This is a genomic window from Kovacikia sp. CALU 1929 (assembly GCF_056784235.1).
Map to the genome: position 1 here is coordinate 1 of NZ_JBXBCF010000072.1, position 20,211 is coordinate 20,211.

22 protein-coding genes and 1 pseudogene are annotated in these 20,211 nt (G+C 46.5%); 11 read left to right on the forward strand and 12 right to left on the reverse strand.

The annotated features are described in order from the left end of the window. Nucleotides 1–267: 267 nt before the first annotated feature. The 11 genes from AC1S52_RS17415 to AC1S52_RS17465 all read left to right on the forward strand — a co-directional run bounded on the left by AC1S52_RS17415 (nucleotide 268) and on the right by AC1S52_RS17465 (nucleotide 9,248). Complete coding sequence (locus tag AC1S52_RS17415; RefSeq protein ID WP_482030309.1) at nucleotides 268–447, forward strand: CsbD family protein; 180 nt, start codon at nucleotides 268–270, stop codon at nucleotides 445–447. Nucleotides 448–715: 268 nt separating this feature from the next. Continuing rightward, the gene (locus tag AC1S52_RS17420; RefSeq protein ID WP_482030310.1) at nucleotides 716–1,123 is read left to right on the forward strand and encodes a CsbD family protein; all 408 of its coding nucleotides are present in this window, start codon (nucleotides 716–718) and stop codon (nucleotides 1,121–1,123) included. 142 nt (nucleotides 1,124–1,265) lie between these two features. After that, entirely contained in the window at nucleotides 1,266–1,748 is a 483-nt protein-coding gene (locus AC1S52_RS17425; RefSeq protein ID WP_482030311.1) for an allophycocyanin, read from the forward strand. A gap of 429 nt (nucleotides 1,749–2,177) precedes the next feature. After that, nucleotides 2,178–2,333, forward strand: coding sequence for a hypothetical protein (locus AC1S52_RS17430; protein WP_482030312.1), 156 nt, complete (start codon nucleotides 2,178–2,180; stop codon nucleotides 2,331–2,333). 145 nt (nucleotides 2,334–2,478) lie between these two features. Next, the gene (locus tag AC1S52_RS17435; protein WP_482030313.1) at nucleotides 2,479–2,967 is read left to right on the forward strand and encodes a response regulator; all 489 of its coding nucleotides are present in this window, start codon (nucleotides 2,479–2,481) and stop codon (nucleotides 2,965–2,967) included. Nucleotides 2,968–2,980: 13 nt separating this feature from the next. Then, the gene (locus AC1S52_RS17440; protein WP_482030314.1) at nucleotides 2,981–3,793 is read left to right on the forward strand and encodes a sensor histidine kinase; all 813 of its coding nucleotides are present in this window, start codon (nucleotides 2,981–2,983) and stop codon (nucleotides 3,791–3,793) included. Between the two features lie 1,120 nt (nucleotides 3,794–4,913). Continuing rightward, a complete protein-coding gene (locus tag AC1S52_RS17445; RefSeq protein ID WP_482030315.1) occupies nucleotides 4,914–5,279 on the forward strand; it encodes a DUF1830 domain-containing protein in 366 nt (121 codons plus the stop codon). A gap of 245 nt (nucleotides 5,280–5,524) precedes the next feature. Then, on the forward strand, nucleotides 5,525–7,105 hold the full coding sequence (locus tag AC1S52_RS17450; RefSeq protein WP_482030316.1) for a B12-binding domain-containing radical SAM protein: 1,581 nt from the start codon (nucleotides 5,525–5,527) through the stop codon (nucleotides 7,103–7,105). A gap of 164 nt (nucleotides 7,106–7,269) precedes the next feature. Beyond that, nucleotides 7,270–7,578: a photosystem II assembly protein Psb34 gene (gene psb34, locus AC1S52_RS17455; protein ID WP_482030317.1), complete on the forward strand. Its 309-nt coding sequence runs from the start codon at nucleotides 7,270–7,272 to the stop codon at nucleotides 7,576–7,578. 244 nt (nucleotides 7,579–7,822) lie between these two features. Continuing rightward, nucleotides 7,823–8,041: a DUF3134 family protein gene (locus tag AC1S52_RS17460; RefSeq protein WP_482030318.1), complete on the forward strand. Its 219-nt coding sequence runs from the start codon at nucleotides 7,823–7,825 to the stop codon at nucleotides 8,039–8,041. Nucleotides 8,042–8,693: 652 nt separating this feature from the next. Continuing rightward, nucleotides 8,694–9,248: a pentapeptide repeat-containing protein gene (locus tag AC1S52_RS17465; protein ID WP_482030319.1), complete on the forward strand. Its 555-nt coding sequence runs from the start codon at nucleotides 8,694–8,696 to the stop codon at nucleotides 9,246–9,248. Between the two features lie 7 nt (nucleotides 9,249–9,255). Here AC1S52_RS17465 and AC1S52_RS17470 read toward each other — a convergent pair. The 12 genes and pseudogenes from AC1S52_RS17470 to AC1S52_RS17525 form a co-directional block, all read right to left on the reverse strand. Beyond that, nucleotides 9,256–9,426: pseudogene (locus AC1S52_RS17470) on the reverse strand (IS630 family transposase); the annotation flags it as partial. Between the two features lie 14 nt (nucleotides 9,427–9,440). Further along, nucleotides 9,441–10,364: a hypothetical protein gene (locus AC1S52_RS17475; RefSeq protein ID WP_482030320.1), complete on the reverse strand. Its 924-nt coding sequence runs from the start codon at nucleotides 10,362–10,364 to the stop codon at nucleotides 9,441–9,443. Between the two features lie 66 nt (nucleotides 10,365–10,430). Further along, nucleotides 10,431–10,673, reverse strand: a complete 243-nt coding sequence (locus AC1S52_RS17480) for a type II toxin-antitoxin system HicA family toxin (protein ID WP_482030321.1) — start codon at nucleotides 10,671–10,673, stop codon at nucleotides 10,431–10,433. Further along, nucleotides 10,670–10,873: a type II toxin-antitoxin system HicB family antitoxin gene (locus tag AC1S52_RS17485; RefSeq protein WP_482030322.1), complete on the reverse strand. Its 204-nt coding sequence runs from the start codon at nucleotides 10,871–10,873 to the stop codon at nucleotides 10,670–10,672. Before AC1S52_RS17485 ends, AC1S52_RS17480 begins: the two co-directional genes overlap by 4 nt. A gap of 368 nt (nucleotides 10,874–11,241) precedes the next feature. Then, nucleotides 11,242–14,928, reverse strand: coding sequence for a CHAT domain-containing protein (locus AC1S52_RS17490; RefSeq protein WP_482030323.1), 3,687 nt, complete (start codon nucleotides 14,926–14,928; stop codon nucleotides 11,242–11,244). A 100-nt stretch (nucleotides 14,929–15,028) separates the two neighbouring features. Next, nucleotides 15,029–15,337: a hypothetical protein gene (locus AC1S52_RS17495; protein WP_482030324.1), complete on the reverse strand. Its 309-nt coding sequence runs from the start codon at nucleotides 15,335–15,337 to the stop codon at nucleotides 15,029–15,031. A 12-nt stretch (nucleotides 15,338–15,349) separates the two neighbouring features. Further along, a complete protein-coding gene (locus AC1S52_RS17500; protein ID WP_482030325.1) occupies nucleotides 15,350–15,880 on the reverse strand; it encodes a DUF4174 domain-containing protein in 531 nt (176 codons plus the stop codon). A gap of 57 nt (nucleotides 15,881–15,937) precedes the next feature. Continuing rightward, on the reverse strand, nucleotides 15,938–16,294 hold the full coding sequence (locus AC1S52_RS17505) for a hypothetical protein (protein ID WP_482030326.1): 357 nt from the start codon (nucleotides 16,292–16,294) through the stop codon (nucleotides 15,938–15,940). Nucleotides 16,295–16,412: 118 nt separating this feature from the next. Further along, nucleotides 16,413–16,697 carry an HNH endonuclease gene (locus tag AC1S52_RS17510; protein ID WP_482030327.1) on the reverse strand — a complete coding sequence of 95 codons (285 nt, stop codon included), beginning with the start codon at nucleotides 16,695–16,697 and terminating at the stop codon, nucleotides 16,413–16,415. A gap of 82 nt (nucleotides 16,698–16,779) precedes the next feature. Beyond that, nucleotides 16,780–18,204 (reverse strand): class II fumarate hydratase, encoded by a 1,425-nt coding sequence (gene fumC, locus AC1S52_RS17515; protein ID WP_482030328.1) that lies wholly within the window; start codon nucleotides 18,202–18,204, stop codon nucleotides 16,780–16,782. Between the two features lie 95 nt (nucleotides 18,205–18,299). After that, the gene (locus AC1S52_RS17520; protein WP_482030329.1) at nucleotides 18,300–19,673 is read right to left on the reverse strand and encodes a glycoside hydrolase 100 family protein; all 1,374 of its coding nucleotides are present in this window, start codon (nucleotides 19,671–19,673) and stop codon (nucleotides 18,300–18,302) included. A gap of 55 nt (nucleotides 19,674–19,728) precedes the next feature. Then, entirely contained in the window at nucleotides 19,729–19,869 is a 141-nt protein-coding gene (locus AC1S52_RS17525) for a hypothetical protein (protein ID WP_482030330.1), read from the reverse strand. Nucleotides 19,870–20,211: the final 342 nt, after the last annotated feature.

Consider the following 20,211-nt stretch of genomic DNA (forward strand, 5'->3'; position numbering starts at 1 on the left):
GCTGGCGTTGCTCTAAATCCCAGAAACCTGTTTGCCCCATTGCTGTTCTCGGATAGCCTAACTGCCGACATTTTAGCTGCTCATTCTCAAGTTGAGACACCCATTTTTCGATTTTTCGAGGTGCCCTTACGTTTTGTATCGTATTTAATCAATTCACTCAGAAAAACAAACAACCGCCTATCACACTGGCTCTAGACGTAGAAGCGTTGATTGGACTCAGATAAACAAATCCTCAATAATTAAATCAATTCAATCAAGGAGCGCATCATGAGCTTAGAAGATAGAGCCAAGGCAACGGCTAAAAATATCGAAGGTAAAGTTCAAGAAGCCGTGGGTAATCTGACTGGCGATCCCAAAGATCAGGTAGAGGGTAAAGCAAAACAGGCAGAGGCAAAAGTCCGCCATACGATCGAAGATGTGAAAGATGAAGTCCAAAAAAACAGTTGACTAAAAGGCTGCTTAGAGAGCCAGTTCTGGCATGGCTGGCATTTGGTCTTTTGCAACAGCCCTGAACGGTTGACGACTCTGCCATCCGTAGGCTGGGTTAAACCTTGCAAAATCCAACCTGTAGATCTTTGACGGTAGTGTTCTAGATTTGTTGTTTACGTTCCGTAGGGGCAATGCATTGCATTGCCCCTACCAGACACCGACCACACCTTTGAAACACCACCCTTTGACCATGACTTGTGCAATTAGAAATTTTCTGGAGACCACTATGATTTCGCTTCACCAAATCCGTAAGTTTCTTCTAACGATTGGACTGGTTTTGTTCATCTCAACTGCCCTCACCTTTAGCTTTGCGCCCAAAGAAAGTTTGGCTGCAACTTCATTTATGCAAGGTGCCGGTCAACTGTCTCCTCAAATTGCATCGATGGGTCAAGCCAAAGTGATGACTAAAGATGTTGAAGGCAAAGCCCAAGAGGCAATTGGTAGCATGACAGGCGATCGCAAAAACCAGGCTGTTGGAAAAACCAAACAACTTGAAGCTAAGACTCGGGAAACGATCAACAACAGCATAGAGAACCCTAACTACCAGCCTGGCGGAAAAACAAAGCAAGCAGAAAAGCAAGGCCGTGAGGCAACAGAAAGTATAAAAGATAAGGTTCGTGATGCCTTTAATTAAGGAACAAGCATTAAATAACATTGCCTTTTGGAGGTTGGGTTGAAGTTCCGAAATCCAACCCTTTCTAGGGAGTTGGATTACTCTAAACACCATGAACTAAATCGCTCAATCTTCTGTTTAAATCGCTAAAGGAACTTGTTTCATGAGCATTATCAAGAAATTAATTGTGAATGCCGATGCGGAGTCTCGCTATCCTACGCCTGGGGAGATGGATCAAATCGCGCTTTTTATGATGAGTGGCGATCGCCGTTTGCGTCTGGTCAAAGCATTGACGGACAGCCGTGAGCGGATTGTGAAGCAAGCCGCAAGTCAGTTGTTTCAACAACGACCCAGTCTGGTTTCTCCAGGTGGTAACGCCTACGGTGAAGCAATGACCGCGACTTGCCTGCGCGATATGGATTACTACCTGCGCTTGATCACTTACAGTGTGGCGGCTGGAGAAACGACCCCGATTGAGGAGATTGGGGTCATTGGGGTGCGCCAGATGTATCAATCTCTTGGCACCCCTGTAGATGCGGTTGCTGAAGGTGTGCGTGCGATGAAGAATATGACCACTTCCCTGATGTCGGGAGAAGATGCCAGCGAAGTCGGTGCCTATTTTGACTACCTGATTAACGCGCTCTAATTGGTCTAGTCCTTGTCAGCAAAGTTTTGACGGGTTGCAGACCCTCTAAATTTAACTTCACCCGGTTGATCCACCCCCTTGGGTCCGCCGGTTTTCTAATTTCAGCGCTGAGGTCCATGAATTAAATAAGTTTGAGGACTGGGTCGGAGCAGATTTATTGCCAGGTTTTCTATCAATGGCTTGCTCTGATGTCATCGGATAAATCATGAATGAGACTTTTTGTTACTCTTAAAAGTCTTTTTATTATATTTAATTACAGTTTGTATCGTAATCAATCAACTCACATAGTAAATCAAGCGACGACAAATTAAATTACTAATTGAAGCGATTCATCTATTACTAAGGATTCAAGCTTTAAATGGGCGATCGGATGACTTCTTTACCCAGGTTACGAGAACAATTACCAAACCAACTCTTCCCAGAGAGAAATTGGCAATTCAGCTCTACTCACTGCGATCGATCCATGAGCGGCAGACAACACTGCCTGTGCTGCTCAAATGTTTTACTCCGCCATGTTTGTTTTGGAAAAATTTATTGGCATTGTCAGCATTGCTATCAGGCAATGCCAATCGTGCCCATACGTAGAGAACAGCGTTACATTCGTCACTTAAGCAAGATTGCGATGGCGGTTCATTCTAATTGAAATCTTCATCACAACCGGGGTATCAATATGTTGATAACAAATGAACTACTCCCAAATTTTGAAATACTGAAAGATACACAAATTTTCGTGGTAGACAACGATCTTGACAGCAGAGATTTGTATGCCTTTTTACTTGGAAGATACGGTGCAAAGGTAACAGCGATCGGCTCGATTGAAGACGCACTAGGCGCACTGAATGACTGCATTCCTACCCTCTTGATTTGTGAAATGAGATTTCTGGGCGAAAGTGTTTATCCACTGATCGAACAAGTTAGATCGCTTGCGCGGAAGAGTGGCAGAGCGATTCCCATCCTGGTTACGTCAACCTGTTCTTTAGCAAGCCTGGCTCAACAGTTGATGGCAGAGGTTGAAGCCTATTTGCTCAAGCCCATCGACCCTAACCGTTTAGTGGATGAGATTGGCAACCAGTTAATGCTGGCAAAAATTGCCCGTTCGCCTAGTACTCTAACCTCGATCGCAAACCCATTTTTAGATAAGCGATTGTATGGTGATGCGTTTGTACAGTACAGATACCCCACTCAAGTCTGGAATGACAGACCACTCTCCGTAGGCTGAATCAAAGTGTGTCATGAATATGGATAAAGTATCCGATCGCCAGATAGAAGAACTGGAGCATCTGAATCAACTCAAAGACGACTTTTTGAGTACAGTGTCCCATGAGTTGCGATCGCCCGTAACCAGTATCAAGCTGGCGACTCGGATGCTAAAGCTTCTGCTCCAGCAAGAAGAGAGTTACGGAAACTACAATACGCAACCTCTTACTGAAATAGAGGAGCAAGCAATATTTAAAGCGAAAGTCGATCGCTACCTTTTGATTCTGGAGCAGGAGTGCGATCGAGAAATGCACCTGCTGAATAACTTTCTGGATCTCCAACAACTAGACGCAGGAAACTATGCCTTGAGCCAAACAACGGTTCATTTGCAAGAATCGATTCCCCTGGTTATCAAGCCATTTTTGCGCCAGATGGCAGACCAGCAGCAAACCTTTGAGCTAGAGATTGCACCAAATATTCCTGCTGTTACAGTTGATCAAACTTGCCTGGAACGGGTTTTGGCCGAACTATTGACCAATGCCTGCAAGTTCACTCCCCCAGGAGGCGCGATCGCAGTTAAACTTGCTTGGAAATCAACACCGGTCGAATTCCTAAACACACTCCAACTGAGTGTGACCAATTCCGGCATCGAAATTCCAGTCAGCGAACAGGCTCGAATTTTTGAGCGGTTCTATCGTATTCCCAATGGCGATCGCTGGAAGCACAATGGCACCGGGTTAGGACTGACATTGGTCAAAAAGCTGGTAGAAAAGTTAGGCGGTTTGATCTGGGTAGAAAGCAGCGACGGAAGAACCTATTTCATCGTTGAAATTCCCATTGATCGTTAAGGGGCATGAATACAGCGGTTTTTAGATCCATAACGGGATGTGCAACTAATTTGCCCTCATCCCTACTCTTCTCCCCAAGGAGAAGGGCTTTCAGGCATTTCCTTTTCCCTCTCCCATCGGGCTACGGTGTATACAGATCTTGGCTTCGTTGGAGTCTGGCTCTGGGGGACTTCCCCCCAGTCCCCCGCCGCTTGGGGTCCTAACTCCCCCAAACCCCCCGTTCGCGTAGCGTCTCCACAGGAGTTAAGGGTCTGGCGCTGAGTCTTCAAGTCTAACTCCACGAAAATCGGTTGCAGATTGCCTCAAATCTAAAAACAACCGTTCCCCTTGCCACCCGTTTGCCCTTGCTTGAAGACCCAATCGGACGAATGGTGCCATTGACGCCGAGATTGAATCGTTTTGGAGGGGGTGCGGGGGACGCAACCTGTTTTACGGGTGAGAACACGAGACAAGCTTTGTCAGTTCTCACCCGTAAAATCCTCTGCTACGGGGGGTTGGGGGGTTGCCCCCCAAGCAGGATTCTGCTACCCACCGTCAATGCTGCGATCACCCACCGCTTCAACTTTTACAACTTGTGTATACACAGTAGCCCATCGGGAGAGGTCTAGGGTGAGGGCGGATTTTTTGGTTCATATCTCGATTCAGCAACGCCCGTTCCAAGGCTTTACCTGGGAATGACAACCCTGGAGAACAAGGTAGATTAGAGCTTTCAGTCTTAGAGGATGCTTTAAAAGCCTATCCCTCTGTTGCCCTGAGAACTAATCGCAAAGCGTTCCCGCAGGATAGGCGCGGCTATACGGACACTAGCGAAGCGAAGCGGAGCCATTACCCGCAGGGTTATAACCTGCCGATGCAGGTTACGGAAATCCCTCATTTGCCTGAGTCCGTGCAGGCGGACTTTGTTCGCATAGGAACGGCTTTAACCGCCGTATCCTTTTCAAACCGTCTCTTAGGTCAATGACATGGAGTTAATAGATCTAAACCATGATCGGAAAGGCTTCTGAGCGATACTCTCACTCAACGGGATTTCACCTGAACCTTCGTAAAGCTTTAATACATTTTGATGCAAATCATACAATTCAAACAGTTGCATCAACATCATTTCAGACATCCCTATGACATGCTGCTTGAAGTAGAAAATGATGGTTCATCTAAATCTCAATTTGAACTCAACAATATGGCTTACTTACTTTCCCTGGTAAACGCTGAATTTTCTTCTAAAGAATCGACCCAAATTCTCTGCTATTACATCAATAACACCCGTCATATCCAAATTATTCGGGTGATGCGTGGAGTAAGGTGTCATTTCGAACGCACTGTTTTCGCAGGGGAACGTATTTTATTTGAAGCATTGCCAGAATCCTATCTGGAGGTTTATTCATCGCTGATCAGCGGTACTCGATCAACCACCATTGACTGCAAGTTATTGCACGTTAATAGTAAGTCCGATCTTGCAAAACCCGATCTTGCAAAACCTCTTAGATAAAGTCTTTAAGAAAAGGGTTATTGAACCAAAGTATGAATCGTTGCGATAGAGTTTTTGTTTAGCCCCTTTTCTTGTATGATCGGAGGGCTTTAATCCCCAATCGTGGGCGACTTTGGGGATCATTTTCCCCAATTTTGAAGGGTTAGAGGGACGAAATCATACCTGTATTCAGCAATGCCTATTGTTTGATACTTGGTTGGTTTTATTACGGACGTATCGGTGGTTTCCCAGGCTGATTAAATGTTATGCGAGTTTTGTTACTTTATCCCCTCTTTCCCAAATCATTCTGGTCTTTTGACAAAGTCCTGGAATTAATTGGACGCAAAGTTTCTCTTCCCCCCTTAAGTTTGATTACCGTTGCAGCCATTCTGCCTCAAACATGGGAATTTCGCTTAGTAGACCGAAATGTTGGCTATGAAAGCGAGGCAGATTGGTACTGGGCAGACCTGGTGATTATCTCTGGCATGATTGTGCAGAAAGACGACATGCTGTTTCTGATTGAGTCGGCGCAACGACGGGGTAAGCGAGTAGCGGTGGGAGGTCCTTATGCGACTTCTGTACCTGAGCCTATGGTTGATGCTGGGGCAAATTTCCTCGTTTTGGATGAAGGTGAGATCACCTTACCCATGTTGGTTGCAGCACTGGAACGAGGAGAAACCTCTGGCATCTTTCGAGCCAATGGCGAAAAGCCGGATGTGACCACTACACCCATTCCTCGATTTGACCTGCTAGATCTCAACGCTTACAGCGATATGTCGGTTCAGTTCTCGCGGGGATGCCCCTACCAATGTGAATTCTGCGACATTATCGTGCTTTATGGACGTAAGCCCCGGACAAAGACACCTACCCAACTATTAGCAGAGTTGCAAGCCCTTTATGACCTGGGCTGGCGGCGATCGGTCTTTGTTGTAGACGACAACTTCATTGGCAACAAGCGCAATGCCAAGCGGATGTTGCGGGAACTGGCACCCTGGATGGTAGAACACGACTATCCCTTTAACTTTGTAACAGAAGCTTCGGTTGATTTAGCCCAAGATCGAGAATTGCTGGATCTGATGATTGCGGCTAACTTTTATGCTGTCTTTTTGGGCATTGAAACCCCAGACACGGATAGTCTATCTTTGACTCAAAAGTTTCAGAACACCCGCACCTCTCTGGTAGAGTCCGTTCAAATTATTAATCGAGCCGGATTGCGGGTAATGGCAGGGTTTATCATTGGGTTTGATGGTGAAAAATCAGGCGCGGGCGATCGCATCATTGACTTTGTGGAAACCACCGCCATTCCCCAAGCACTCTTCGGAATGCTACAAGCCTTACCCGGAACCGCCCTCTGGCACCGCCTTGAAAAAGAAGGGCGGTTACAAACAGAACAAACAGCGGTTAGCGGGAAACAGACCACACTGATGAACTTTGTTCCAAGTCGCCCAATCGAGGAAATTGCCTGGGAATATGTCAATTGTTTCTGGCAGTTGTACGAACCCGATCGCTATTTGGCACGGGTTTACCGCCATTATTTGACCATGACACCCAGTCCTCATCAGAAGAAGAAGCCTAAAATGCTGGAGCCAATAGAAATTCGGGCGATGCTCACCATCTTTTGGCGACAAGGGATCAAGCGCAGCACTCGCTGGCAGTTCTGGAACCAGCTATTTGCAATTATTCGGAAAAATCCACGGGTATTCGCGCACTATCTAACCAGTTGTGCCCATATCGAACATTTTCTAGAATATCGTCAGATTATCTGGCAAGAAGTTGAAGCTGAATTGCTAAATTACTCATTGACTAAATCAAAAAACACTGCACTAGCACTACGTCACTCAGCATAAAACTGATCGCGATGCTTCAATCTGATCAATGACGCAGTTAATTTTATTTTTAGCTACTGGAACTCATAATGTGTATGAATTTCAGTGGTTGACAGACTGCTTTAGTGATATATTTGTTGTTTGAATAGACTATGATGAAGTTATCAAGTCTCTATGAGGATCCCATGAGCTACACCAAGACCCAAGGGAGAACCCTCAACCTCAATGAAAAGCATCACAGCGACGGTAGTGAGCTGATCCCTGCTGAAGTTCAAGTCAATATTCGCCATGATGAGACTCAATCGATTGGTGCGGATGTTGCCAGCGGTTACACCGTAGATGATGAAGGGCTGATCAATAACTACGCTGTTGAGCCTGATATATACCCATCAAAGTATCCTTCACCACGTCAGCAGCGGCAATATATTGTTCTAGGAGCAACCGCTATTCTGTTTGTTGTCATGCTGGTGCTAATCGCATTTGTCGCTAGCTAGGGCGATTTATCTTCGCTGCAAGCGATCGCAACCATTTCAGCACAACAACTAAACATAGGTTGTGAGAGCTACCCCTTTGAGGCAGAGTGCTCGCAACTCATCCATCGAATGGTCTGTCAAGATTTTTTTGAGGGGTTGAAAACCCTCCTCAAAAATCACCCCTATCACATGCCTACCAAACCTCCGACTGATTCACTTTTTAATTCCTTGCCGACTTGCTACTCATCCTAAAAGGAAGACGACCATGACCACCCTCTATAACCCTGCTCTTTCCGAAGAACCCCGGAACCGACTGATGAAAGTCATCCCTCCCATACCAAGAGAGTCTCTTATGAGTTGGCTAGAAAGCAGTGGTAGATTCCATGCGAGTGAATTTGATGAATCGCAAGATTACAAGATGCCAGAAGACCTGGATGATATTTTAGAAACAGAAATATATGAGATGGACAACGAGGAAGAGTAATTAGTGCCCTCGGTGTAAATTTGACTCTTGTAAAGGTGTTAGGTGTCAGGAATGGTCAGTAAGTTTTACGCCAAGCTCTACTAAGGAATAAAAATTAAATAACATCCGTTTTTGTAATTTTTGTAGGTTGGGTTGAGTTTACGAAACCCAACATCTACAGGAACATTGGGTTACCCTGCGGGAAGCAAGCTACCTGCTGTTGCGACGCAATGCTAACGCCAACAACCCAACCTATGCAAGTTAATCAATTCACGATTTTAACTTTACTAGTGCGTTGTCAACGATGTATTTGTGAGCCTTGTGATAGGAAGAAATTACTATTTGAGGTTTTCATCCCACAAAATAATTTTTGACAGTCCACTAAATCCAGAAGAAAGAAGTGTGATTGTGACAGAATTGTTTTTTCAGAACGTTATTTTATTGCAAGAAATTATTCTAATAACCCGATCGCAATTTTTTCAGTCAGATATTTGTGTCTATAACATTGCTTGAATCAATCAGATATGGAGACCTAAGAATATAGCAACTTCCACTTGTATGAGGGACACTGCCCACCTCGTTTTAACGAGCCATACCTCACTTGACTAAGAATTTCTATACTCTTGCAGCTCCATATTTATTTAACAAATTAAATAAGCCAAAGGATAAAAGTATGGACGCTCAAGAGATTCTAAGACTCTATGCCACAGGACATCGAGATTTTAGTCATGTCAGTCTGGTTCAGGTTTGTCTAACCAATGCAAAACTGATTGGTGCAAAGCTGATTGGCGCTGACTTGATTGGTGCCGATTTACGGGGGGCAGACCTGACTCAGGCTCACCTCAACCAGGCAAAGCTGAATCAAGCAAATTTGGCACAGGCAGAAATGATCGAGGTTTGCCTGACTCACGCTGATTTGAGTGGTGCTGACCTGAGCGGAGCAGATTTGACTCATGCTGATTTGAATGGTGCCGACCTGAGTGGAGCTACGCTAGGAGGGGCAGATTTAAGGAAAGCAAATTTGGGTAAAGCAGATTTGAGTGGGGTTGATCTACGGGGCGCAGACTTGACTGGAGCAAATTTAAGGGAGACAGACCTCCGTAACGCAGACCTGGATGGGGCATATTTAGGAGAAGCAGATTTGACCGGAGCCAATATTCAAGGAGCCAATATTCACAAGGCAGGGCTGAGTAGAACCAAGATGCCTGATGGAACTATTCACGACTAGCGGTCTGTCAAGAATTAATTGACGGGTAAAGATAGTGGCGTTTGATGCGAGCATCCTGGGTAGTCAAACGCCAATCTATCCAAGTGTCTTGTTCGTTCCGTTGGCTCTGCCATGCGGGCACTTCTTGTTTGAGGGTCTCAAAGTCTGGGATACGTCGGTTTAGACATTGACGAGAGATTGTCAATCGTTCATTTAATTTCCCTCATACCGACTGATACCAAAAGCAATGTAATTGTAAGGAATCAACTGATCACGGCTGGAGTCCTTCACAATTTGACCTGTACTGGTGTCGTAAATCCAGTCGCTCCAATCCCAGACACGAGTAAGGGTTTCAGGAACTTGTACTGCAATATAAACGCCTTCAGCGAGACGAGCACCCATTGGATTGTTGCTGAAATCTAGACCGATTTGGATATCTTGGACAGCAACGTTTTTGCGACGATTGGCGATCGCTTTAGTTAGCCCGATTGCCATTTCAGATAATGGTTTGATGGCAGGTTGCACAGTGGTTGCCAGCTTCAATCCAGTTTTGAAGGCATCGGACTCTAGAAACTGAATCGCGGCTTCATCTTCTTCATTCTTGACGTTGACGGTTAAGCACTTGAAAACCAGTCCATCGTTACCAATATTCAATCCCAGGAAGATCGGATAGTTGAGCAGGGCAGCCCGTTCGCCTTCTCGGACTTGATAGGTGCTGTTGAAGTGGAGATGTTCCGTAACCTCAGGAAGCTGATTTTGAGCGTAGAAGTCAAACAGGATTTGATGGGTGCCACCACCGGGATAGGCGGCGACTCGCAGCGCATTGAGGGTGATTTTGATGCGATCGCCTTTTAATGTGAGATCGGTTGCAATGTTGCTGGCAGACTGAATCGGTAAATCGCGGCTGTTGGCAGCAACCGGAGCCAGATAGCCAAGCGTATGAGCGGTGTGTTGCCAAGGTCTATCCTGGAAAGGCCACAAGCTGCTAGCGCTGAAGTTAGCAATATTGGGATCTATGTCTTCCTCTAATGCTTCAGCCGTAGCATCGTCTCCGATATCTTTGAGCTGTGTAGCCGCTTGTAGGCGAGGTAATGCACCTAATACAGGTTGATCATCAAACCAGAGAGCTGTATCCATAAGGGAAAATTTGAGGGTTTGGGCAATTTGTATTATCTCTGAATCTAAATACCAGCAAGGACTTGATCAGGTTTCAATCGAATCCTCATCCTCTTCTGGCATTGGTTGAAAGTCGTCTGACAACCTGGCAACTTTAAGGAAATGTCGAAGTAGACCTATCTTTAGGGACTTACTACCATGAATGGGCACTGAAATTCGGTCTGAGACTCCCGGTTTCCCATAGATGTGATGACTGCCTTGAACCCGTAATAAAACCCATCCATTTTGCTCCAGCACTTTGGCAAAGTCTTTACCAGAGATCGATTTCATACGGCAATTTCAAAAATACGATCGTTGTCTCCTACTTCTAAAGACTCAATATCTACCGACAAACAACCTTCGATCGCTTCATAGAGATTCTGCAAAAGCTCTTCAAAGGTATCTCCCTGAGTCGCACAGCCCGGAATGGCTGGCACTTCCGCCCAGAATCCACCCTCTTCCGCTTCGTGAATCACCACTTTAATCTTCATTGACACCTCAACTTCAGGTTTTACTTTGGGCTAACTATAAAGACGAGCATCCTTCAGGATGATATCAGGAGCGATGTTGCTTGACAGGCTGAATTGGTAAGTTACGGCTATTGGAAAGAGTTAAGAGCAAGATAGTCAAGCGTATGAGATGTGTGTTGTCAAGGTTTGTCTTAGAATGACCAAGGACTTCTTGCACTGAAGTTAGTGACGCTGGGATCTACTGCTTTCTCCAAAGCCTTGGCAGTAGCTTCATCTCCAAGCTCCCTCAATTTTGCAGCCGCTTGTCTAGGGGGAAAATCGCCTAAAGATTATGAGAATGGATAATCGTGGATTTCAGCATATGATCAAACTTTTGAGGATCGCTCTTATCAGTAGCCTCTATAGTAGAGTTTATGGGGCTTTTCTCCTCTCTTCATTTGTTTTACCACTGCAATAAATCTTTCGGTTTGTCGAATCATATCTATAGCTCCTTCACCAAATGTTTCATAAATCTCTAAGGCAGTTTCTGCGTATAGGAGAGCATCTTGAAGATTTCCAGTCTCTACAAATAACGAAGCTACATTTAATCTAATTCCGGCAGCCCGATATAATTTGTTTTGCATTTCTTGATGACGGATTGATTCTTGATAATAAGTTAAAGCTTTATCTAATTCGCCTACTACTCTGTGAAGGTTGCCAAGCTGATTATATACTATTGCGAGATGATCTACTGCATCCGGTGGTAATAGATCTAGCGACATACTTGAAAACTGGAAAGCAATATCTAAATGATTCACCATTTGTGAAAGATCAGGATTCAGAGATTTTCTGATTTCTTGAAAACAATCAAATTCTAAGAAGCCAAGTTGGTGAAAGCACATTGAACGTCCCAAATAGTCCCTTTCATCTCTCAGTTTTAGGCTTTTTTTGTACCAATACCTTGACTTGTTTACATCACGAAGTTTAGCAATATCCTTAAAAGCATGACCAAGTTTAAGTGCTGCTATTGCCGCACCCTGTTGATCCCCAATAGAAAGAGACAAGCCATAGCTTTCCCTAAATAGGTTTAAACAGTCTATCTTTCCCTGCTCTAGATAGATAGAGCCTAGCTTGGTAATTGTTGCAACTAAAGCATCAATGGCATAAATCTTTTTCTGTTCGTCAACATCTTCATGAAGAACACTGTCAGTAATCTCTCGCTGTTTCTTCAAGAAGGAAGATTGCAGATTCTCTGCTTCTTTCCATTGATGCTTTCTACACAAAATCTCATATTGATATTCATTTATAAATACGTATTCAGCTTCAAGTCCGGGCAGGGGATTACCAGTTTTAATGTCCAGGAAGTCAGGAATTATTTCTTCAACTAATCGCTCCCATTCTATCCAACGCCCTATATGGTCATAAAGTATTTGTAGTCCCATCATTGTGTCAATCACTTCACTCCACCAGCCATTAGCACGGGCGAGACTACGAGCATACAAAAGATTCTGCTCCTCCATTGCTAGAGAAATTATTACATTTCTATTTCCAGAACCATATTCGCTATGGTAATAGCTACCTACATAGCACATTGCTTTTACAAAGGCAAAGGCAGAAATGTATTTCTGACCTTTCTTGTTAAGAGATTTATCATAGCGGGCTAACAGTTCTTTGAAGTACCAAGGGATTGCAGGATGAATAGTATAGAAACTCCGGTAAATGCATTCACGCTTCAGGCAAGTTATTAAACCAATTGCCGCAGCTTTTTGGAGAAGAAGATCTCCGGCTTCAACTGTTAATTCTCTTAATATCGGAATACTCCATTCCTCTTCTAGATTTCCCATGAAACGGAACGTACTGAGTTGAACGTAACCCTCAAAATAGGAGATAAAAGCCAGTTGCTGTCTCTCATAATCAGAAAAAGATTGCTCAAAACCATAGTTCAAAGCAGCACTTAGCGATATTGATCGCCCCTCACTCTCGTCATCATCCAATTCAGCTTCACCCGATCGCAAGTCAGCAACAAATTGTTCAATTTGACCTTTGCTTCTGTATCCATTTCGCAGTGCTTGACCAACAACTACTGTGATTGTCAGTGGATTGCCTTGTGTATATTTCAGCAAAGGTAGCCAGTTTCCTACATCTGTTAAACGGTCTCCATGTTTTTCTGCCAATGCCCGTGCAAACTGCACCTGTTCTTGCATCGGCATGGGTGGCACCTGCACCCGCACAGGTAAATCACCTAACCATCCTCGTTCATCTCGCCGAGAAGTCAGTAAAAACTTAGCTTTGGTGTCTCGCGCATCTCGAAGGAAGTCTGCTAATTTTTGCTGCTCGGCTTCACTCCAGCGTTGGCTTTCCACATCCGGAAATCCAGCAATCGGTTCTACATTGTCCCAAATCCACAACACTGGAACTTGAGATAACACTTGTAATGTAACAGCACGTCGCTGTTCATCACTCAAAGCCAACCAATGAATTCCCGATCGCTCCAGATCACGCTCAAAAACTTGACCAAGCTTATCCAGCACTCGCGGCAAAGGCAGATACCGCTGAAATGAGGTGAACAATACGTACCCCTGTCTTCCAGACTCTAGTAATCCACCTGTCAAAGCGTACCAACGTCCAAACTCTGCTGCTACACTAGTTTTTCCACTGCCAGCAAAGGCATGGAGTAACACGATCGCATGGTGATCAAAGGCGCGATCAATTGCCAACAACGTTTCATCTCGCCCAAAGAATCCCACATCTGGAGGTTTGGGTAACTGAGCATCCAGCATTCCAGTCGTCGGTAGCGCATCATTCTCATGGAGCGTGATGGTGAGCGTTGGTGCATGGGTGGAAGGTGGAAAAAAGGCAATGGGTGCAGCCTCATACACCACAGGCACCAACCAGTCTTGCAGCACCACGGGTTGATAGGCAATTTCCCGCTGTGGTTGATCGTTCAGTTGTTTCCGTCCCGATGTCACCGCTTCCCCTAACGTTTGCCCCTGCACCAGCGAGGCATACAAATTCGCCACAAACTGAGCGGCAGTCATGACATAGACGTTGTAGCGCATAGCAACTACCCCCGCCACTCCCGCATCCATCACTTCCTGCGCCAACGAGCCAAACGCCCTCACCTGAGAATGCGGATCATCCGGTTGATCGAGAGCCTTATCACTGACTTGTGCGGGAGCATCCTGTGCCTCTGCGTGAGCCGATCGACAGGCATTGAGAACTAACACCGGAACATCCGTCTCTACCAGAAGTCGCCCTAAATCTGGACCACTAACAAACTCAACATTGTCATCCGCCAGCCCATTTTCAAATGCTAGATAGCCATGCATTCCGGGACGGCGATCAACAAAGACGAGCGGATTTCCGTTGAGCATGAGTTGACCGTTATCCTGGTAAACCCCATGTCCATCGAAGTGAACCACATGATAGGGCTTGCCTTGCGCTTTTGCTTGCCGCAGGATACGACTGAGTTGCTCAAAAGTCGGTGGACGCAATACATCCAACTGAAACCCATCCGGTCTGTTACCCAGTCCTTTTATCAACCGACTAGCAACCGAACGAAACGGCACATCCGCGCTGCCCCTGGGGCGACAAATAACCAGCAAAATCCGAATCACATCCCCATTGTTTTGTGGCAGTCTTGGACGTTGAGCGGCTTGAGAATAGCTGCGAACAAAGGCAGGCGATCGCAATGCCAGACAAGTGTCCGTCTTCGGATCACGCAACAATTCCCAGGGAATTGCAGTAGCCTGGGCAATATCCGTCAAAATTTCCACACGGGTATGGTTCAAGTTCTGACGGAGCGTTGCCCACAGATCACGAGCATCATCATTGGCTTGAAAGATCGCTTTGAATAGCTCAATTCCAATCTCTGTCATCCGCTTCTCTACCTTTGCGGCAATCTGGGGTGCAGGGTCAGAGAGATATTGCAGGTAATCCTCCAAATACCAGCGGATGTTTTCCTGTTCTTGCAGTGTCAGTGGAAACTGAAAACGCACAGTCGCTGTTTGTCTCGCGCCATCCCCCTCCAACGCAACCTCAATTCTGAAGAAGTTGGGTTGACTATCAGCATATTGGGTAAGACGAAGCGTGAGCATAAGCTGGTTTATAAGGTTTTGTCCAAGATAGCTTACCCTCTCTATGAAAAGTTGCAATGGACAATTGCTGATGAACGATTGGGCTTCGGGATAGCAACCTTTACATTGTCAACCGCCGATCGCCATACCACTGGCTCAATTCCCGCTCAATCTTATCCAGGATAGCGATCGCCTCCCTGATCGATTCTGCATCACCAGTCAACAATGTAAACACTGACTCAACCTGTTTCTGATAGTTCACAGGACAAATCGCAACATCCTTGGCAATTGCTACTACGCCCTTCTTATTCAGCCGGTACGCCTCATCCAGTGCGAAGAGTACCTGATTCATACAAGCCACATTGCGAAAACAGCAGCCTGCGACATAGGCAACATCACCGCGTGCAACTGCCTTCTGAGCAACCAACACCCCTTCTTCAATCTACTGGGAGCGCATTTCTTGCTGACGCATTGGCATCGCATCAATTGTGCTAAATAACGCCGCTAAATCAATCGGAGTTTGGCTCCGTTGCTTCTCTGTACCATCCTTACCCACGAGAATTACTGCAAACTCTTCAGGAGCAATTCCAAACTGTTGCCTCACTCTCTCCGCCGATGCTGAACTCATCGATCGCCCCTCGACCTGGCTCTCTCCAGTTCCCAAAATCTGCACTGGTTTCAGGTCGCGATCATCGGTTCCTGCCGCGTCTGCCTGCCATGCCTGCATCTGTTGGCGATACTGGGATGAATCGGTTGAGGGGGCAAAGACCAACAGGATGCGGTGTTGCCATTGATAGTCGCTCAGCTTAAATTCAACCCCCTGGGAATGACTAGAGGCTGTAGCAACACCTGCTACTTCTGAGGACGGCGAATGAGGAAGGTTTGGCGAATTACTCATAGCGATGAAAGGCTGAGGATAGGCACAGCCTTGTAGCAGGGACAGAAGGGCAACAAATAGAGATAGAGACTGCATTGCAAGATAGAAACAACTTCCTTACTGTAACCAAATCTCTGCCAGAGCGGCTGATTCTCAAGGGAGAATTTCCAGCGTACACAGGTCAAGCAGACAGGGGAAAAACCTGCTGCCAGCAACCAGCCGAAGAATAAAGCAGAGCCGATCGCGTAAACCCATGTTTGATTCAACAAACCAGCCACCAGAGAATGCGTTTGCTACCCCAATAGTCTGCTGCACGATTCCCGCTGCCAGAAACCAGGAAAAACAGGCGATCGCGATTGACAACCACACCTTCAGCCGAATTGGGATCAGCCACCACTGAAGCCAGACCACCTGCGCCATTGCCCCAAAGGCAATCCAGAAGATGACAAATAGCAAAACTCCCAGCCCAACGGCACGAAGGGTGGGACGAGGTAGACAGTTTAATTTCACAGGCTTCAGCCAACGTCCAAACACCACCTACTGGCGTAACGCAAAATAGCCTCACCACTCCAGTTCACCCACGACAGATTGCCAATCTGGAACTGATCTTAACGGCTTCAGCCCAGGTTCAGCGCCTTCGATCTATTTTCACCCGCTTATTGGGGTCCTGCTTGTAAACCCAGGACAGGAATTTTTGTAGCTGTAAGTCTTGCTTTAGCTTCTCCAGAGTATTCAGGTGTAGTGCCAGGTAAGAGTTCTCATAGAGAGTGTGGATTTGTCGGTGGCAGGCAGAGCAAATTTGAATCGTGGGACTGGGGTCAAGACCTTTGCGTTTCGTCTTTTGACGGGGAATCAGGTGGTGTTCTGTGAGAGCAGGCATCTCTCGATGGCAAAGTTCGCAGGGCTGCGGCATCGCTTAGAAATTAAGTGAATAGTGGGGGATGGTTACATGTAAATTTGATCTTAACGATCGCCCTCTCGGACGGTAAACCATACTACCCGTCAGAGCTAGGATGAATCATCTCCTCCGGCTTCACCCAGGCATCGAATTGTTCCGGAGTAACGTAGCCTAGCTTGAGGGCGGCTTCCCGCAAACTGATGTCTTCGTGATAGGCAAGCAGAGAAATTTTTGCCGCCTTTTCATAGCCAATGTGGGGGTTAAGTGCTGTGACTAGCATCAGCGAGTTGTTCAGGTTTTGTTGAATCCGCTTTTCATTCGGTTCAATGCCCTTAGCACAGTGATCATTAAAGGATTGACAGGCATCCCCAAGCAGCGCAATGGATTCCAGAACATTGTGTAACATCACGGGCTTGAACACGTTGAGTTGAAAGTTTCCTTGAGAACCGGCAAATGCTACCGCTGCATCATTGCCAAACACCTGGACAGCGACCATTGTGAGGGCTTCACTCTGGGTCGGGTTAATTTTTCCAGGCATGATAGAGGAACCCGGTTCGTTTTCAGGAATTTTGATTTCGCCAATTCCTGCCCGTGGACCACAGGCGTACCAGCGGACATCATTAGCGATTTTCATTAACGCCCCAGCAAGGGTGCGGAGGGATGCGCTGACGTTGACCATTGCCTCATGGGCAGAGAGGGCAGCGAACTTGTTAGGCGCAGAGATGAAGGGTTTGCCCGTTTCCTGGGCAATTTTTTGGGCAGTGAATTCGCCAAACTGGGGATGGGCATTTAAACCCGTACCCACGGCAGTTCCCCCGATCGCCAACTCATAAACTCCAGGCAATGTACTCCGAATGATGTCAAGTCCCTGATCGATCTGGGCTACCCAGCCTGAAATAACCTGCCCCAGCGTTAATGGGGTGGCATCTTGCAGGTGTGTTCTACCAATCATGACCACATCGAAATAGGCTTTCGATTTTGCATCCAGGACATTGCGTAAATCAGTGAGAATTGGAATCAATCGGTTCTCCAATTGCTCAACCGTTGCAATATGCATGGCAGTGGGAAATGTATCGTTAGAAGATTGGCTACGGTTGACATCATCATTGGGATGAATCGGTGTCTTGGAACCGACCACACCACCCGCAAGCTGAATTGCTCGATTGGAGATCACCTCATTAGCGTTCATGTTGGTCTGTGTTCCCGATCCGGTTTGAAACACCACCAGGGGAAACTCACTGTCCCAGGCTCCAGCAATCACTTCGTCGGCTGCCTGCACAATCAGGTTAACGCTTTCGGGCGGCAACTGCCCTAGTTCACCATTAACGATCGCCGCAGACTTTTTCAAAATTCCCAGCGCACGAATCACCGAGCGACTCCAGCTAAACCGCTCTACCCCAATCGCAAAGTTCTGCTGCGATCGCTGCGTCTGTGCGCCCCACAGGCGATCGGCGGCAACTTCTACCGCTCCCAGGCTATCGGTTTCAAGGCGAACTCCCGCTAATGGCTCACTGGTGGTCATAACAAGTTGATGGACTGAATAGTTGCTGCCCCATCCTACCCCGGATTAGAACCAGGAATCACTGAGGCATCAACGGTTCCCATTCATCCGGTTACTCAGCAAGACGGGGGATCAAATGTAATTAGCTTTAAGTGATGGGGCTTTTCCAGTAGTTCCTTTGCCAGCAAATAACCTGAGATTGTCCAGGTCTGATACTTTCTGGCTTCCTTCCCAATCAGGCGACCATCGGGTCCATCGTAATATTCGGGCCAGTGGTCGTGAATTAGACGACGTTCTGCAATCGCGATCGCGTGGTGCCCCAGTTCCGCCCGGTTCATTTTTCGAGCCGCTGCGGTCAACATCCAGAGGAGGACGGGCCAACTGCCACCATTGTGGTAAGACCAGGGACGATTTTTTGGGTCAGCCCCCGTCACCGTCTGCCAATCCCTGTCTTCCAACGCTGGATAGCAGAGTTTCATAGGCATGTGCCCTACCAGATCCCCCCATCGAAGTTCGATCACATTCAAAATGCGGTGGGATTGGTACTCATCCGTCAGGGAAGAAATAATTGCCATCAAATTACCGATCGCAAAAAAGCGACAGTCCAGTTGGGAGGGACCCAAATTACCAGCCAGGTATCCCCCAGCTTCGGGCAACCATTGTGCAAGGCGGTAGAACGGAATCGAATCGGAATAGATGTTGAACTGGTTGAGGGCTTCCTCCCCATACTCCTCAACCTGAAACCGATAAATCACATTCAAGCGATCGGGATCAATCCAATAATTTTCCTGGAGCTGTTTTAACAAAGGACTCAGGCGATTATTTACTGCTTGTAAGATTGTTTGATTCTCCTGATTGGGAACCAGAAGCTCAAGACTGGCTCGCAAAGCTGCATAGAACAGCGCCTGAATATCCAACGGGTGCCCATAAAGCCCCATCCGACGGTCAATCATACTGGCTCCGTCGGGCACCAGCACCATCGGGTACATATCAAACCGAGTCACCAGACAAAGCTCCAGGATTAACCGAATGCCCTCTTGAAAATCACTGCGATGGGCAAGTGCCATATCCTCGGTTGAAATGACATACGCTCGTAGCAAAATAATCCACCAAAGGCAGGCATCCGCTGGAGCAACCCGCCCAATGGCATGGTCACCAAAGTCCGGTTTCAGGTATTCCCCTCCAATGATCGACGCGATTTTGAAACTGGCAGGTATTAGACCCCGACTGGGCTTCAAACACTCAAGCTGACCTGTTTTGGGCTGTAGCTTCAGGGTTTCCTCCAGAAAATTGCGCACGATCTCAGGTCTACCCTTGATCAAAAACAACAGGGCGGAGGAAACAAAATCTCGAATGAAGCACTGGTCATAGTTTAGTGCTGGAATATCTGGATCGAGCGCAGCTACTGTCCCAACGGGCTTTCCCTTGAAAAAAATAATTGTCTTTTCTAGCGCATCCCACGCTTGTTCCACTATCGAACGATCGCCCAATCCTCAAACCTCTCTCACTTTGACTAATTATCAACACCTGCTATGTTAGCGATTTTCAGTAACGTCTCAATTCCTGAGCAGTTACCCCCGCAGCAGTGTCACTAGCATAGCGGGCATGTCGGTCAATCTCCACCAGTTCAAAGTCCACTCCTTTTTCCAGCAACACCAACCAGCTCCGCTGAAATCTACATATCACTAATGCGTCCTCTTTAAACGTTAGATATACTACTAAGTAGATGCATAACGACTTCTGATTTCCCTATAGAGTCCTTCTATTTTTGTGGCTGGGTTTGTGACAGTCAAAGATGTTGCTGGATAAGGGAATAAATTTATTCCGTCCACTATATATCTTTTGCTTTAGATTCGCCTGGGTTATAAAGACCTGAGTCAGGTCTATTTTGTAATACCAGAATCGATTTCCTCAAAGTATCGCTTCAATCGCTCAGCCATTTTCTGAAACCGCTACTTTCTTAGTTCCAGAACGATGGGAAGAATTACCTATTCTTCAAACCGATCTGGGAAAAGTACTGTAACCGTT

Excerpts from the sequence above, each read along its gene's own strand:
- AC1S52_RS17490 (WP_482030323.1), bottom strand. The coding sequence starts at position 14,928 with ATGCTCACGCTTCGTCTTACCCAATATGCTGATAGTCAACCCAACTTC.
- AC1S52_RS17510 (WP_482030327.1), bottom strand. The coding sequence starts at position 16,697 with ATGCCGCAGCCCTGCGAACTTTGCCATCGAGAGATGCCTGCTCTCACA.
- AC1S52_RS17485 (WP_482030322.1), bottom strand. The coding sequence starts at position 10,873 with ATGAAGATTAAAGTGGTGATTCACGAAGCGGAAGAGGGTGGATTCTGG.
- AC1S52_RS17475 (WP_482030320.1), bottom strand. The coding sequence starts at position 10,364 with ATGGATACAGCTCTCTGGTTTGATGATCAACCTGTATTAGGTGCATTA.
- AC1S52_RS17500 (WP_482030325.1), bottom strand. The coding sequence starts at position 15,880 with ATGCAGTCTCTATCTCTATTTGTTGCCCTTCTGTCCCTGCTACAAGGC.
- AC1S52_RS17440 (WP_482030314.1), top strand. The coding sequence starts at position 2,981 with ATGAATATGGATAAAGTATCCGATCGCCAGATAGAAGAACTGGAGCAT.
- AC1S52_RS17480 (WP_482030321.1), bottom strand. The coding sequence starts at position 10,673 with ATGAAATCGATCTCTGGTAAAGACTTTGCCAAAGTGCTGGAGCAAAAT.
- fumC (WP_482030328.1), bottom strand. The coding sequence starts at position 18,204 with ATGACCACCAGTGAGCCATTAGCGGGAGTTCGCCTTGAAACCGATAGC.
- AC1S52_RS17445 (WP_482030315.1), top strand. The coding sequence starts at position 4,914 with ATGCTGCTTGAAGTAGAAAATGATGGTTCATCTAAATCTCAATTTGAA.
- AC1S52_RS17460 (WP_482030318.1), top strand. The coding sequence starts at position 7,823 with ATGACCACCCTCTATAACCCTGCTCTTTCCGAAGAACCCCGGAACCGA.
- AC1S52_RS17450 (WP_482030316.1), top strand. The coding sequence starts at position 5,525 with ATGCGAGTTTTGTTACTTTATCCCCTCTTTCCCAAATCATTCTGGTCT.
- AC1S52_RS17465 (WP_482030319.1), top strand. The coding sequence starts at position 8,694 with ATGGACGCTCAAGAGATTCTAAGACTCTATGCCACAGGACATCGAGAT.
- AC1S52_RS17425 (WP_482030311.1), top strand. The coding sequence starts at position 1,266 with ATGAGCATTATCAAGAAATTAATTGTGAATGCCGATGCGGAGTCTCGC.
- AC1S52_RS17420 (WP_482030310.1), top strand. The coding sequence starts at position 716 with ATGATTTCGCTTCACCAAATCCGTAAGTTTCTTCTAACGATTGGACTG.
- psb34 (WP_482030317.1), top strand. The coding sequence starts at position 7,270 with ATGAGCTACACCAAGACCCAAGGGAGAACCCTCAACCTCAATGAAAAG.
- AC1S52_RS17415 (WP_482030309.1), top strand. The coding sequence starts at position 268 with ATGAGCTTAGAAGATAGAGCCAAGGCAACGGCTAAAAATATCGAAGGT.